At 44.3% G+C, this 14,755-nt stretch carries 7 protein-coding genes; all 7 read right to left on the bottom strand.

What is annotated here, in order from left to right:
• Window positions 1–6: 6 nt before the first annotated feature.
• Window positions 7–1,491 (bottom strand): endo-alpha-N-acetylgalactosaminidase family protein, encoded by a 1,485-nt coding sequence (locus ACOIT5_RS15000; RefSeq protein WP_423126972.1) that lies wholly within the window; start codon window positions 1,489–1,491, stop codon window positions 7–9.
• A 12-nt stretch (window positions 1,492–1,503) separates the two neighbouring features.
• On the bottom strand, window positions 1,504–4,794 hold the full coding sequence (locus ACOIT5_RS14995; protein ID WP_423126971.1) for a hypothetical protein: 3,291 nt from the start codon (window positions 4,792–4,794) through the stop codon (window positions 1,504–1,506).
• 162 nt (window positions 4,795–4,956) lie between these two features.
• Window positions 4,957–6,399: an endo-alpha-N-acetylgalactosaminidase family protein gene (locus ACOIT5_RS14990; RefSeq protein ID WP_423126970.1), complete on the bottom strand. Its 1,443-nt coding sequence runs from the start codon at window positions 6,397–6,399 to the stop codon at window positions 4,957–4,959.
• Window positions 6,400–6,403: 4 nt separating this feature from the next.
• Window positions 6,404–8,974: a beta-galactosidase GalB gene (gene galB / locus ACOIT5_RS14985; RefSeq protein WP_423126969.1), complete on the bottom strand. Its 2,571-nt coding sequence runs from the start codon at window positions 8,972–8,974 to the stop codon at window positions 6,404–6,406.
• Window positions 8,975–8,997: 23 nt separating this feature from the next.
• A complete protein-coding gene (locus ACOIT5_RS14980; protein WP_423126968.1) occupies window positions 8,998–12,000 on the bottom strand; it encodes a glycoside hydrolase domain-containing protein in 3,003 nt (1,000 codons plus the stop codon).
• An 88-nt stretch (window positions 12,001–12,088) separates the two neighbouring features.
• Window positions 12,089–12,847, bottom strand: coding sequence for a DUF5018-related domain-containing protein (locus ACOIT5_RS14975; RefSeq protein ID WP_423126967.1), 759 nt, complete (start codon window positions 12,845–12,847; stop codon window positions 12,089–12,091).
• Window positions 12,848–12,962: 115 nt separating this feature from the next.
• Window positions 12,963–14,741 (bottom strand): RagB/SusD family nutrient uptake outer membrane protein, encoded by a 1,779-nt coding sequence (locus ACOIT5_RS14970; protein ID WP_423126966.1) that lies wholly within the window; start codon window positions 14,739–14,741, stop codon window positions 12,963–12,965.
• Window positions 14,742–14,755: the final 14 nt, after the last annotated feature.

Genomic DNA, 14,755 nt, shown 5'->3' with positions numbered 1-14,755 from the left:
GTCTTACTATTTAATAATCAGTACCATTTCATCCTTTGCCAATGTCAGGAATAGCTTTCCGGATTTTATTTTTTTTGTGCTCAAAACCGCTTCCCCATCAGTATCTACCCGGCTAAGCTTCACTTCTTTTACATTCTTCCAATTTTCAGGAAGAGTCCATGATTTGTTTTCATATCCGTTTTTGGAGTAGGCAATCAGCTTATTCTCACCAAGCCAGAGCGCAGGTATCAGAACATCCGAATTTTCAACAAGAATAGCCTCACCTTTTGATATTTTGTAAAGGTCTTTTGACAAGAATGTCCTGACATTTTCAGAAAACTGAACGGCTTTGTATTCCTTTCCGGTCAATACATAAAGCCGGTTGAGCCTGTTCAGGTAATACCATACCGCAGTGTTTAAGCAAAATTGTTCTTTAAAACCGGCCAGGTTTTGCGGGTCTTTTTTAACAAGATCTTCACCATGCATACTGGTTCCGAAAAGCTTTCCCCATTCACTTCTATCTACCCCACCACAGTAATAGGATGCGGGCCATTTTAAATACTTGTCAAGTCCGCCGTACCACCAGGCCATGGGCTGATAGCCTTCCAATGTCGTTTCGCGCAAAAAATCAACCCCTTCGCTGGTTACATCAATACCTTTGGAAGCCCAGTAGCCGATAATATTTCGCTGGGCTTCAGCTTCATCTTTAACTGTAAATTTCAGGTATGGACTTGTGGCTCCTTTCGATAAATCAGCACGATATCCTCCGTTTGGTTCATATACCGGCACTGGCGGCCAGGTGTGAAACGCATCAATATGTATCGTCCCGGCATGTTGAACAGGAACTAAACTACATAACAAATCGATCCTTTTTTGTGCAAATCCGGTTTTCCACTCCTGCGCGTAACTAATCGGGTATCCCCATTCGCAGGCACGCAAAGTTCCATCGGTATTTTTGGCAATGATGTCGTTCTTCACATAGGTATCCCACAAAGGGCTGTCTTCGTAAGCATCGAACATATTGATGTGAAGGCTTACGGTGGTATGATATTTTTCCGCTTCTTTCATCAGCCATTTCAGGCTTTCGAGCGAGTTGTCATCCTGCAGTCGTTTGAGGCGGTCGTTTCCTTCGAACCATGCGGGGTATTTCGAGTCGTGCCCGTTGTATTGCCAGCCTACCAGATAGATAATCTTGGGAATGCCAATGGTCAAATTATCGATTTTCCGGATAACATCTAACGCTTGTTCGTAATTCAGGAAAATTTCCGATTTGCCGTTGTCTTTGCGTTTTAGCTTCCCATCGAACAAAGCCTGAGACATGAAAAGTTTTAAGGTCAAGGTTTGATGGTACTGATGTTTCTGCGGAACAAAAAACTTCAGATCGTTGAAATACGAGATGAATGTTGTATCCGGATTCTCATTCTGCGGAAATGGAAAGGCTGAAGTTTCATTTCCTGAACAAAACGAAAGTACGCTGATAATCAGAACCAAAATACTTAATTTTAATCTCATTTTTTTTATTTTTTATTCCAATATAAAACCTGCGGGACTATATGCTTTCATGAAAAATTTCAACGTTCGGTCTGAAACAGGTATCGGTTTTCCTTCTATCTCACCACGAAGATTGACTGGCGTAGCTTTGGTGAATCTGGTACCTTCAGGAAACTTTACGATTAAATTTCCCGATATGCCGGACTGTTCCCATAAACGCATCAAATTTCCTTTACCATCGGGATTGGAAGTTAAAGAAATAAGATCAACCCCTCTTCTGCTCAATTCGAGACCGGTAGCTGTAACGGGCAATTTACCCGCAGGACCTTCGGCATAGCCCACCATTACCGGGTAGCGGGCTTCTGTTGCAGCAATTACCAGACTTGAATCGTTTAGATTCTCGGTTGCCCAGATTCTGACCCTGGACGAAAGCGAACCTTTTATCCAGTACGGAAAATTAATGGTCCACAGATTATTGAACATACTGACCAACGCAAGTGGTTTTGCTGGTACATAGTCGGGGTCAATTGTACACAAACCTTTATCGCCAAAACTCATTATTCCGTGGTCGAGAGGACAAATCGCCAGGCCTTTCCCTTTACTGTCGGCAACTATAGCGCCAGTATTTACATAACCATACGTGCGATTACTTCCTGAAGCAAAATCGGTAGCCGGATTCGACATTGCTCCCAAACGACCAATCCGGAATTGCGGATTGGCTGCTTTAACCGGTAAATAAATCGAACCTGCTTCGGTCCAGTAATCCGGTTTCTTGTTATCGAGTTGCACTTTAATTTCAAACCAGGGCAAATCGTTGGGTAGCGAGATTACAGTTGTTACATCAGATTGAATCAATCCGCCGGCATTTGCAAATAAAATTACATCGGTTGAGGTAGTCGTACGACGTAATTTCATGGACTGGAATTCGGGCACAGCGCATTGATACGAAGGTGATGATGGTAAATCGGCCCGTGTATTCCACCCCCAGCACGACCTGTCGTTTGAACCATAAACGGTATTCAGATGTACACAGCCGGTGTGGTAATCATGATTTTGAGCGCTATCGAAACGCTGGTAAAAATATTGTCCGAAGGCATACTCCGATTGAGCATCAACAAGTTCTCTGCCGCTTTTCTTTTCGATAACCGAAACAATACCGCCATTCTTCCGATTGACTTTAATTTTCAGGAATTTATTTTCCAGTGTTGCTTCATCATTGGGTTCAACTTTATCTACATCAGTATGGTTTTTCAGCGGAATTGTTTGGTATCCGCAAGCTGGAATGTTTTTCACCAGTAGCTTTTTCCCTTTGCTGTCGGGGATTTCAACCAAGGCGTCACGCTTCCACGGCAATGAATTATACACTACCATTCGCTTTCCTTCGACGGCAACATTCGCGGCAAGTTGAGCCATTTCCTGTAAAGCAAGCGAATCGGTTATTTCAGCCGATTTACGAATATAATTGGCATGGTCTTTCCAGGTATTCTCAAGCCACTGGCAGTCTTTGTCTGTCTTGATAAACTCCTCGAAATTTTTGACCCCATAAGCATTTTTCCCCTGAAGGTTTCTGGCGCCACCCCAGGTATGTTCGCCATACATCAGACTGCGTTCATGAGCAGTGAATAAATCTTTACTAATATCAGTCCGGGATAAGCCCCATAAACGTAAATGCGAATCAAGGATTTCAACGGACGTGATTTCTTTGCGTGTTTTATGCGCGATGGATTCCTCTACCGGCATGGTTCCCATTCCATGAATCCAGGAATCGGGCATATCGGCCCTGACGACCGGGATTTTTGCACCCATTTTTTCTTCAGCAAAAATAGCATCCGAAAAATCTTCCATTTTTCCGAAACGGATTTTAACACCCGGTTCATTTTTTGCCGCTTCGCCCAATAAATAGTCAATTTCTTCCTTTTTAGGCGGACCTGCATTCTCCACCGCAACAATCAATGCCAGCCAGGTTTTATAGGGCCAATCCTTAGGCGGATACAGGCCGTGCCCGAATTCGCAATCAGAACCGTAACCTTGTGTTTGCATGGTCAGTAATTTCGATCCATCAGGTCCTTGCCAATAGTAGAGCAAAGGCACATTGGGTCGTTCGTTGGTCGGATTAACGCCAATATGAAGAAAATCGATGCCCGCATTTTTCAATAGCGTCGGCAAAATCCATGAATGGCTGGGTACGTCGGTCATTTTACCTGAACGGGACATGGGAATGCCCACTTCTTGACTTATTTTTTGGTTCAACGACAATCCGAAAATCAAATCCTGGGGCTCCAGGCTTTCCGTTTGTAGCGTTACCGGAAGTCCGTGAACAATCAAACTCCCGCTTTTCATGGCTTTAATTATTTTTGATCTTCGCGTTGAGTCTTGCCCATCCCACAAAACCTGATAGGCCACCCATGATGGGATAGTCCAGGCAAAGCGTCTTTCGGGTGGAAGTTTGTACGATTCTTCAATCAGGTTTAGTGCATTGTCGATCATGCTCGTACGGTAAATATCAACTATTTCAGGAGCCGGATGCGTGAACCCAATATCGAAATGCGATTTGAATGCTAAAATAATTTCTTTTAATTGTGTGCCAGCCATGATGGCATCTCCGGTGTTCTTAATGGTTTCCGGCGTATGGACATCCAATTCGCAATACCAGGTATTTGTCCATTCGGGCCTCGTTCCCTTTTTTAGTGTAGGTTTTACATCCCAAACCAGCCACCTGAAATTACCCATCAAACTGCCATCGGCATTTTTAATATTCACCCCGTAACTGCCTTGCCAATCCTCTTTATCATTTTCAGGACGGGTATCCACATCAGCAATTTTTATCCACTCTTTTCCTGAAAGATTATCAAAACCTGGCTGCTGCGCCGAAGAGGCGTAAAGCGAATACACCTGTGGCCCGCGCGAGCCATCAAATTCGTTGCACCAGGTAGTTCCGTCAACAGGCCCGTGCGCCGAATAAGAGTTGATCGCGACCACCGGAATTGGGTTGCCGAAATCCATTACAATTTTGCCCCCGCTGGTTGTGTTTGTAAAACAAAAGAAGTCGCGCAGCAACCGGTTTTCCTGAGGCAGAATGCCGTTGTGCATACCATCGGGCGATAAACACGAGGCCAGAGGTTTATTTCCGACAACTGTAATTTTAGAATGAAGCGCCGCATCCGATTGAGAAGGGCTGAAAATGGAGGTGAAATTCCATCCACTTTTTATGTGTTCTTTTACCACGGTTACCTGTGCTTTAGCCTGCCAAAAAATCAGAAAAAAAGCAATAAGTAAGCGCAATTTCAGTTTTTCGCCAATGTTATTTTTTTTGAGTAAAGTCATATCTAACTGGTTTATTTATTGTCGTATTTTAAGAGTACTACCCCGACGTCCGCTTGGCGGACGTTCCGCCCCTCTCTCGCGAGAGAGGGGCAAAGCATCGCAGATGCGCGGGGTGAGTCAAGATAAAAATGCGAATTCAAATACAACATCATTTTATTCTCATTACTTATTATATCGCTTCTGCTTTTGAGTTATCTCCGGAACAATCAATAACGGTTTCCCTTGAGGAAGCCTCAGGGTTAAATTTTCGTTCCTGACTTCCAGAGTCTCAGATTTTTGCAATCCGTTTTTTGTGACCAGGAAAACGTCAGCTTTTTTAACAGTTTTCCAACTTTCTGGAACCTCGTAAAGAAGGGTGGCACCTTTCTGGCTATATGCAGCCAGACTGTTGTCACTTCGCCACAAAGCCGGAAAGCACAAGGTATTTCCTTTGCGTAACAACCGTTCGTTTTGCCACACCGTACTGTCGGTCAGCGAAACTTTCACCTCTCCCGAAAAACTTGCAATACGCTTATTACCTGTTCCATCAACGGCTTTCCGGTCGAGCCTGTTCAGGTAATCATACTGCAAAAAGCTGGTGTAAAAATCACGGACAAAAAGCGAATCCCACATATCGTCTGTAACCTTGTTGTTTGCCGAAGGGAATATGTTTTCGCCATACATGCTGGTTCCAAAAAGGAACTCCAGCCCAAAATCACTATCCCGCAAATCTGGATTCATGCGGCTGCCTGTGCAAATGTTTGCAGGAACCTTCAGATAATCGGCCTGTGTACGATGATTAAAATGCCAGTAATATGGAACAAGTCCTGTCATATAATCCATCACCCATTCACTGGTCGGGTCGATGCCTTTCAGTAGCCAATACTTGCAAATCTTTTGCTGATACTGCTTTTCAATTTCCAGCGACTCGCCATGACCTTTACTTTCTCGCGCAATCCAGGCGTCCAGATGAATGGTACCAGCTTCTTTCAGTGGGGGAAGTAACGCGATCAGCGCGTCAATCCGTTTTTGTGCATAACCTTTTTCCCATTCATTCCGGTAATTAATCTGGTAGGATTTACGGTTATTATAATTTCCAATGATCATCAGACTTCCATCTGCATTTTTTGAGATTAAATCGTTTGCCACATATTCTTCCCATAGCGGGCTATTGTTGTAAGCATCGGTCATGTTGATATGAAGACTTATGGTTGTGTGATATTTCTTTGCTTCATTCATCAGCCAGAGCAGGCTGGTACGGGCATCCTTATCCTGAGGGCGTTTCAATGCCTTATTTACCTCAAAAAAAGCCGGGTACAAGTCGTCGTGCCCATGGTATTGCCAACCAACCAGATAGATTATTTTTGGTGCTTCCAGGGTAAGATTATCAACCATTTTCACCAATTCCAGTGCCTTCTCAAAATTGATGAACACGTTCGATCCTCCTTTTCCATCAGGAACTGCATTCAACATTTTCATGACTAAAGTATGGTCGTAGCGGTGATGCCAATGGACTACAGAATCTTCAACAGCCGAGCCATCTGGTAGATGAAACCGGCTTTTTTGCCCGGCCTGGGTAAAAATCGAACTGAAAATGATCAAAAAGGTGAGTACTGTCCTCATCATTTGTTTAGTTGGTTTTTATACTGATTTCTCCCGAACCAAGGCCATTGCTGGCGGCTTTGACTTTAAAATCGCCAGTTGCGCCTTTTTTAGCTTTTACAATTACCAGGGCCATTCCGTTAAAAGCATCACGCTCATGGCTTTGGAAAGGCACAAAACTGGTTGGGTCACCGTTGTCGGTGGCAACAATCTCGCCGGGCCCCTCAATTTCAAATTGAATCAGGGGGTGAGAACGTGGAACTGTTAATCCATCCTTGTCCTGAACTTTTACGGTAATGTATGAAAGGTCTACTCCATCCGAAGCTATTTCGTCACTATTGGCTGCGAGGTTCAATTTTGCAGCAGGTCCGGTTGTTTTCACCACATCGGTGGCCCACTGTTTTCCATTTTTATAAGCAATTACTTTTAGTTCGCCGGGCTGATATACGACCTTGTCCCAAACTAAGCGGAAATCTTTTCCGGATATTTTTACTTTTCGACCCAGACTTTTACCGTTCAGGAATAATTCGGCTTCATCGCCCGAAGTATAAACATGAACCGGAGTTATTGAATCAACCCGTTCTGGCCAGTTCCAATGCGGAAGAATATGTGCCATCGGAAAATCGGGTCTCCAATGCGATTGATACAGGTAAAAACGGTCTTTGGGGAATCCGGCCAAATCGACAATTCCGAAATAACTGCTGCGCGATGGCGGGTTGTTTTTGCGAATTTCCTCCAGTTTCTTTTCCAGTTCAGCCTTTTTTGCCGGATCGTTCCTGAAATTCAAAAGATTGGTTTCATCGGAATTATAAGGCGTAGGTTCTCCCAAATAATCGAAGCCCGTCCAAACATATTCGCCCAATAAATTTGGGAATTTGGCATTGGTGCGGAATTGCTCATCCGGAGAACAGCCCCAGCCCGGTTTGGCCACATCATATGAGGTTATCTGCCAGTTTTGATATTCTTTCCCGAAGAAATATTCGCCGCGCGACGAAACACACGATGACGTTTCACTACCCAGTGTGGGTTTGTTGGCATAGCGAGGATCGGCATCCCATTCAGGCTGCCTTCCGAAGAAATAATTCACCCCCATAATGTCGAGCGCAACTACCGCCCCCACCTCGCGCCCGCCATCCGGGTCGTTGTATCCGTTGGAAACCGGTCGGGTCGGATCTTCCTTGCGAACAATATCGGCAAGATGTTTGGTCATTTCCACATCACGCTGGTCCATCACCTCGTTGCCAATCGACCAGATAAAAACGGAGGGATGGTTACGGTCGCGGTGAACCATCGCTTTCAGGTCTTTTTCGTGCCACTCGTCATATAGTTTGTTGTAGTCCCATGTCCGTTTTCCTTTTTTCCAGCAGTCAAAAGCTTCGTCCCACACTAAAAATCCCATTTGGTCGGCCAGTTCGAGCAATTCAGGAGCAGGAGGATTGTGCGAGGTGCGTAACGAATTACAGCCCATTTCTTTCAGGATGGTCAACTGGCGGCGTAATGCGCTGGCATTAATTGCTGCACCCAGAGCGCCCAAATCGTGATGGTTACAGGTTCCCTGAATCTCGACCCGGCGGTCATTCAGCAAAAACCCATTTCGGGAAGTAAATTCGATGGCGCGGATTCCAAACGGTGTATGATAGGTGTCAACTACTTTGCCGTCTACGCTTACTATGGTTTGAGCCAGGTAACGGTTTGGAGAAAGAATATCCCAGCGTTTAGGATTTTTTACGACAGTCTGCATTGAAGTATTGACATTTCTTCCAGCCTCAATCTTTACTTTGGTTGGATCAAACGAAGCGACTTTCGTTCCGGGTTTATTATTCAGGTCAAGTTCAAAAACCTGGGTTTGTACCGTTGCATCAACGGCAGATTTTCCTTGATTATCGAGGATTACCTCAATTTTAACCGTTGCCGATGCATCCGAGATTTCAGGAGTAGTAATATAGGTTCCCCAATGGGCAACGTGCACCGGATTGGTTTTGACCATCCATACATGGCGGTAAATTCCAGCACCCGGATACCAGCGCGACTGCCATTTTTCGGTATCGAGGCGGACAGCCACTACGTTTTCGGCATCAAATTTCAGGAATGGAGTCAAATCCATACGAAACGAGTTATAGCCGTATGGCCAGGTTCCCATATACTTGCCGTTGAGCCAGATTTTTGCATTGGCCATAGCTCCGTCAAAATCCAGATACACCTGTTTGCCTTCATCTTCAGCCGGAACAGTAAAATGCTTGCGGTACCAGCCAATTCCCTGGTAGGGTAATTTTCCGGTTTCGCCTTTCAACTCGATCCGGAAAGGGCCTTCAATGGCCCAGTCGTGCGGCAAATCAAGTTTTCGCCACGAGGAATCACTGGCTTCAGGAAGCTGCAAATTTTCGGGTTCGGCTACAGATGTACCGTCGGCCTGCAGCCCGAATCGTGAAAAAAGCCAATCGTTGTCAAATAACTGACTATCGGCACTGCCCATCCGTTGAATGCGTTGTGCTTCCAGCGATCCCGAATTGCCGTCCTTTCCACAGGCAATCATTAGCATTGGTCCCACTATCGTAAACAACAATATTTTCGAGTAAGTTCTAACTTTTGAATGCTTCATTTTATATGGTTTAGTTATGTGCTTTATTCTGAAACAAGAATTAATGCCCCTTTTGTGGGTTCAACCGTAATTGGTTCATCAATGCCAAACTCGCGGCCGGTCTGGAAATTGAGAATTTCAGGAGCCCTTAATCTTACTTTTGAAGGGTTGAGTCCCAGCGCTTTCCAATCCATGATCAAATTTATGTAACACTTTTGTGTATCCCATGAAGCGACCGAAATCAATGTTTTCCTGTCTTTCACATAGGCTGTTGCCAGAACCTGTGGATTATTTGTTTTTACCGGGCAGTCTGAATCCCAGTATCCGATCATTTTTGAATCGGCAATTCCGAATGAATCCCATATTTCCCAGACATCTTTCGGATTACAGATAACACCTTCGGTATTCCAGGGCAACCGGGCGGTCATCCCGTAAATCATACCGCGCCACGGATTTCCACCGCCCTGGAGCATATCGCCCATCAGCCCGAAAGGAATTCCGGAGGTTTCGACCAGCCAGTTTGCAGGCGACATTTTATCGTATTGGAAACTTTCGCCAAACCAAAGTTTGTTGATGTATGGGAAGTATTCTGTATATTGATTGGCTGGGCCAATAGAGAACCCGGTATTGGAGTGCAAATCAATGAGGCAGCCGGGTTTTTCGTTGTCCAATACTTTTCTGATTCTTTTAACTGTTCGCCGGTCGTACGACACATCATCGAGGTAAAGCCCGTCAATATCCACATTTTTCACCAGCCAGCTTAACCCTTCGATGTAATAATTGTACCAGCGCGAATCGCCGGGGGCATTAACAATTGATGCGTCTGCACTTTTATCGGGGAAATACTGGTACCACTGCGGTAAGTATCCATCGATCAGGTGTTCGCGCAACCACGGATAGCCGCCACCATTTCCTTTGCCTAATATTTCATCGCCGAGGCTACGAAGCGCCCATATCTCAGTCGTGTAATTGGTGAGTTCGCGAATCGTGTAATAAATTTTCACTTTCTTGCCTTTGGCATGTAACTGGTCGACAAACCATTTCATAGAATCAACCGCTACAAACGGATAATTGATGTGCGGATTATAATTATTGGCGTGGTGCAGGTTTACTATTTTCACGCCACGTTCAAGGTCTTCATCCGAAGGCATGGGCGCGTTGCCGTTGTGATAATAACGATCGGTAAACTGACTTGTGTAATTGACCGGCTTAACCGGAGTAAGCAACATTGACCACTCAAAGACCAGCTCTTCACCTTTTTCCAGGCTACGGCTACCACTATACACCACCGCTTTTGTTTCTCCAGAACAACTTTCAATTTTAAAGCCGCCATCGTCGTTGTTATACCACGATGGCGGGTATTCTGGATGGTAGAGGTTTAACAAGGGCCCGTGGTATTCTCTCCCGCGCAGCTCGCACCAGATTCCTGCTGCAACGCTCCCAATCCAGAAACTGTCGTGTGGCCCGTTCCATTTTGCATGGTGGCTTACCGGGACTGCTGTTCCCGGTAAGTCCATTCCCATCATGTATTGGGCAACTTCTTTTTTTATCGGGATTTCGAGCCGGATATCCTTTAAACGGATTGCATTTTTGGCCTTCAGTTTGATGTTGTAATGGATGTAAGCATCGGATTCGATTGAACCTACACCATATAATTCAAAATTCGCCGAAGTGTTTTCCCATGAACCAGTCACTTTCCCGGGTTCATTAGTTATTTGCTGAATGTTTTGAAGACCGGTAAATTTTTCGGCCCCAACCGTGCTTTCCACGATAAAAGCAAAGGGACTATTCAGTATTTCATTCCCATTAACGGTTAGTGAGCCCGGGAAACCACTTTCGGAAATGGAAAATGTTTTTCCGCTCATTTCGTAGGTGTTTTCGCTTACATAGGAAATGGGCTTGTAGTCTTTAGTAGGTTCATCATCAATACCGAGGGTTGAATTGAGCCATCGCAGGCGCGAATGTCGCCAGGCTTCGCTGTCTCCCCGATCAGTCAACACTTCGTCTTTAATCCTGAGGTGGAGATGAACGGTTTGCTTATCTGTATTTTCGGCACGGATGGTGACTGTTCCGGTATAATTCCCGGCAGGTATATTTTTATTAATATCCACCCCGACCCAAAGCGGCTGAACGTGTCCCTGCACAACATCGACACGTTTTACAAAAAGATTTCCGTCGGCGCCGGTGCCTTGGGTATTAAAACAGGTCATTTTTTCGGCGGGGATTTCATTTTTACCATCTTTTAAGTCTGAAAATTCAATTATCAGGCCTTGTAAATTTTTCCGGGAAGCAAAAATTCCCAATTGAAAAGTATAATATTCATTCTTCAGCGCTTCGTCGGAAAAATTGCTTGAGGGACCGCTTTTAACCCATTTTTTCGGAATATTATCCAGCATCCGGATAGGTAATAACCTATCTTCAGGAAAAATAAGGAAATCTTCAGGATAGATTTTTATTAGCGAATCTTTTTCCGGGTTTAAGGCAATAACCTCCATCGGATAGAAACTGTCGAAGGCCGTGCGTGACTGAAATACAAGCAGTTTTGCCCGGGGTAATGCGCCGAACTTAGAAACATTACCGTTTTGAGCTTGCCATAAAGAGTCGGGAGCATTTTCGGGAGGAAAATATCCCTTACCGTAAAAGGCATATTGTTTCTGAGAATGATAGGGCAAATAATAGAAATAATATTGCCCTGCGTTTTTTACAGGTCCAAAAGCCAGCTTGCAACGCTCATTATCTATCTCTAACCGCGAGATGTTGGCGATGGTATCTCCTGTAGTTGCTTCAACAATTAAAAAATACCTGTCTTGCGGATTTTTGTCGTGCCGGCGCCAGCAAATATCAAGCGCCACAGCTTCGGCTGGCTGGTCTATTTTCAGGATGGCACGGTGGTTCCCCAGTGTTTCATCCCATAACACATCTGATACTTCATACAACTTATTCTTCTCAGGTTTGCACCCTATGAGAGTGATGATGAAGACAAGAACTATCCCTGTTTTATGAATTGATTTTTTTTCTCCCATGAAAAAGAGTAGAATTAGTTTCATCAGGTTTAGATTTGGTTTGTCTGAAACAAAATTGAAAACCATCGGTGTTTCAATTTTGAGACACCGATGGTTTTTTAAACTTGGGGGTTTATTTTAAGGTCAACGTTTCGGAAATCGTACGATATCCTCCACCTCCCATATATCTGTAATGCAATGTAAAGGTCTTCGTTGCGGGATCATATTTATTCTCCTCTCCGGGAGTCATCTCGCCGATGAGGTCTCCGCCGGCATATTGCGTAACGGTACAGGTATTGTCTGAATTAACCTTGATGTTCGTCGTGTAACCGGCCCCGCCAAGGTCAGAATGAGCCCCTGTGATCGTTGTCGCATCCAATGAGGAATAATATTTATCCAAATCAAGAGCCCTTGGAGCTGTCGGATGATCAAAAAATCCGGTAGCATGATAATCTCCTTCATACTGATTAATAACAGGTAATGGATTTACCCGAATAGTCCAGATTTTTGAAGTTTTACCGTCCGCAGCAGTAACTTTGTATTTTCTGATTTGTGTGTAGTCACCCGGGACACCAAATACCGGAGAATTGTCAACAGGCTCAACTTTTGCCGCTGTAGAAAGATATACATAAGCAACCAAACTCGTCAAAGAAATCTTTTGCCTTTCTTCCCTGGTGAAACTTCCGCTTGGCGCGGGGATCGATAAGGACACAATAATTGAATCACTTACATTGCCATTCTCCCCGGCTTTTTTTATCTCTTTTACGATACCTAATTTGACAAATTTAACGGTATTGGACCCATCAATCCATTTGTCGTTCAGGTCTTCGTAACGGTATTCAAAATTGATGTCAGTCATCTCTGCCTCTTCAAAAGCCGGTAATTCATCCAAACCCTGTTTCAGACAAGAGCTGAACAAGCCGGAAACTACCAGTAAAACAAGGCCCAATATAATTAACTTACTTTTTTTCATCTTGCAATTTTTTGTTGATTTATAGTTACATGAATTACCATCCCGGATTTTGTACCAGATTTTCGTTTCGATTGATCTGTCCTTGAGGAATCGGAAGCAAATATCTTCTCGTTTCATCAAATACCCGCACATCGTTCTGACTATGAGTCACTTTGGCAATATAGTAGTTCTTCCGGTTTTTGCTGATTTCCACGTAGGCTGGAGCTTCCTCCAATGCTGCTATTTTGGTACCTGGCAACCTACCTGCATTGGCATCGCCACCATATTTTCCCCATCGCAGTAATGACCAGTAATAATCCCCCTCCTGGGCAAGATCAACCCTACGCTCCCGTATATAGTCTGCCCAGGCGTCGGATAGCGTACTTGCTGTTGATTCCGGCAGATCGCCATGTACAGTCCGGGTAACGTTTAAGGCGTTAACGGCTTCCAAAACCTTTTCCTGACGTAGCAGTGCTTCTGCTTTGTTCAGATAAACCTTCCCTAGACGAAAAATGACCCAGTGGTAATCAGTTGGAATACCATAAAATACCCGCGGAGTTACGTTGTAAACGCCTTTTCTCCAGTAATAGTTGGTCACCCCCACGTGAGGCCCGAGCCCACCATTCACCAAACGATACAAATTACCTTTCACACAAAGTGTAACCGTCTCGTTGAACCAGGTACACGAATCATAGACAATTGTGCCATAGAAACGTTTATCTCTATTCTGATACATCAATTCGTTTACACGGCTGTTATCAGTTACTTCACCCTCTTCTTTTACTGAACCCGAACCAGGAGTTTTGTTTACACTGGCTAAGAATTGAGATGATTCATCCCAGGGGATGGCTTGTCCGGTAACCTGATCAATAACAAGGTAATTATCAACCAGATTTTGGGAAGGTGACCACCATAGCCAGGCTTCGAAAATCTTATCCACATTAAAGTAGGGGCTTCCTCCGCTGGCCCGCACCCTGTCGTTGTTGGTGTTCGGAACTACGTTTTGAAGCTCTCCAACATGGTCACAGTTAGTAACATCTTTGGTGGTATAAACTCCCAGTATGATTTCTTTAGAATAGGGTTTCTGTTCGTTGAACATTCCCTCATAATCCGTTTCCATTTCATATTTTCCGCTATTGATAACCAGATCCGCGGCATCAATGGCTTGCTGGTAGTATGCAGAATTACCGGTATAAGCGGCAGCCTGTAAACAAATTTCACTTTTCAATGCAGCAGCGGCATATTTACTTGCCCTACCTGTAGGCGCTTCAGCCGGAAGTCCTGCTATGGCATCGTCAATATCAGCAATAATTTTCGCATAGGTAGTGGCAACATCGGGCGTTGTAGGTAGTTTGAAATCGGGATCTTCAATTCCAAGTACCCGATCAACCCAGACAACTTTTCCAAAGCGTTTAGCCAACCAAAAATATATCATGGAACGTAAAAATTTGCCTTCAGCAATTAAAGCTGTCTTTTCATTGTCGTTCAGGACAGTTGATTCATTTACCTTCTCAATAATCAAATTACAGGTACGGATACGCTGGAACTGGTTAAAACCAAAATCGTCATCCCGCGTGATGAGTTCCCTGGTAAAACTGGTCCCGTTCCCATGTACACTGTTGTTTGTCCATGCTTCGATACCAACAAAGCTTGCATACATTCCCTTAACAATGGAGTTGTAGGTACTGTTAATAAATGCTTCAGCAGTTGCTTTGGATCCCCAAACAGTTGCTTCATCAAACTTATCATATGGCTTCGTATCCATTACATCTTCACATGATGTCACAAACAACATAGCCACGGCAGTCAGTGATAATATAATATATCTTTTCATATCATGATCATTTT

It is taken from the genome of Gaoshiqia hydrogeniformans, assembly GCF_049347105.1.
Classification (GTDB): domain Bacteria; phylum Bacteroidota; class Bacteroidia; order Bacteroidales; family Prolixibacteraceae; genus Gaoshiqia; species Gaoshiqia hydrogeniformans.
Note: the sequence above shows the minus strand (reverse complement) of the source record. Positions and strands in the feature narration are given on the sequence as shown.

Excerpts from the sequence above, each read along its gene's own strand:
- ACOIT5_RS15000 (WP_423126972.1), bottom strand. The coding sequence starts at position 1,491 with ATGAGATTAAAATTAAGTATTTTGGTTCTGATTATCAGCGTACTTTCG.
- ACOIT5_RS14995 (WP_423126971.1), bottom strand. The coding sequence starts at position 4,794 with ATGACTTTACTCAAAAAAAATAACATTGGCGAAAAACTGAAATTGCGC.
- ACOIT5_RS14990 (WP_423126970.1), bottom strand. The coding sequence starts at position 6,399 with ATGATGAGGACAGTACTCACCTTTTTGATCATTTTCAGTTCGATTTTT.
- galB (WP_423126969.1), bottom strand. The coding sequence starts at position 8,974 with ATGAAGCATTCAAAAGTTAGAACTTACTCGAAAATATTGTTGTTTACG.
- ACOIT5_RS14980 (WP_423126968.1), bottom strand. The coding sequence starts at position 12,000 with ATGAAACTAATTCTACTCTTTTTCATGGGAGAAAAAAAATCAATTCAT.
- ACOIT5_RS14970 (WP_423126966.1), bottom strand. The coding sequence starts at position 14,741 with ATGAAAAGATATATTATATTATCACTGACTGCCGTGGCTATGTTGTTT.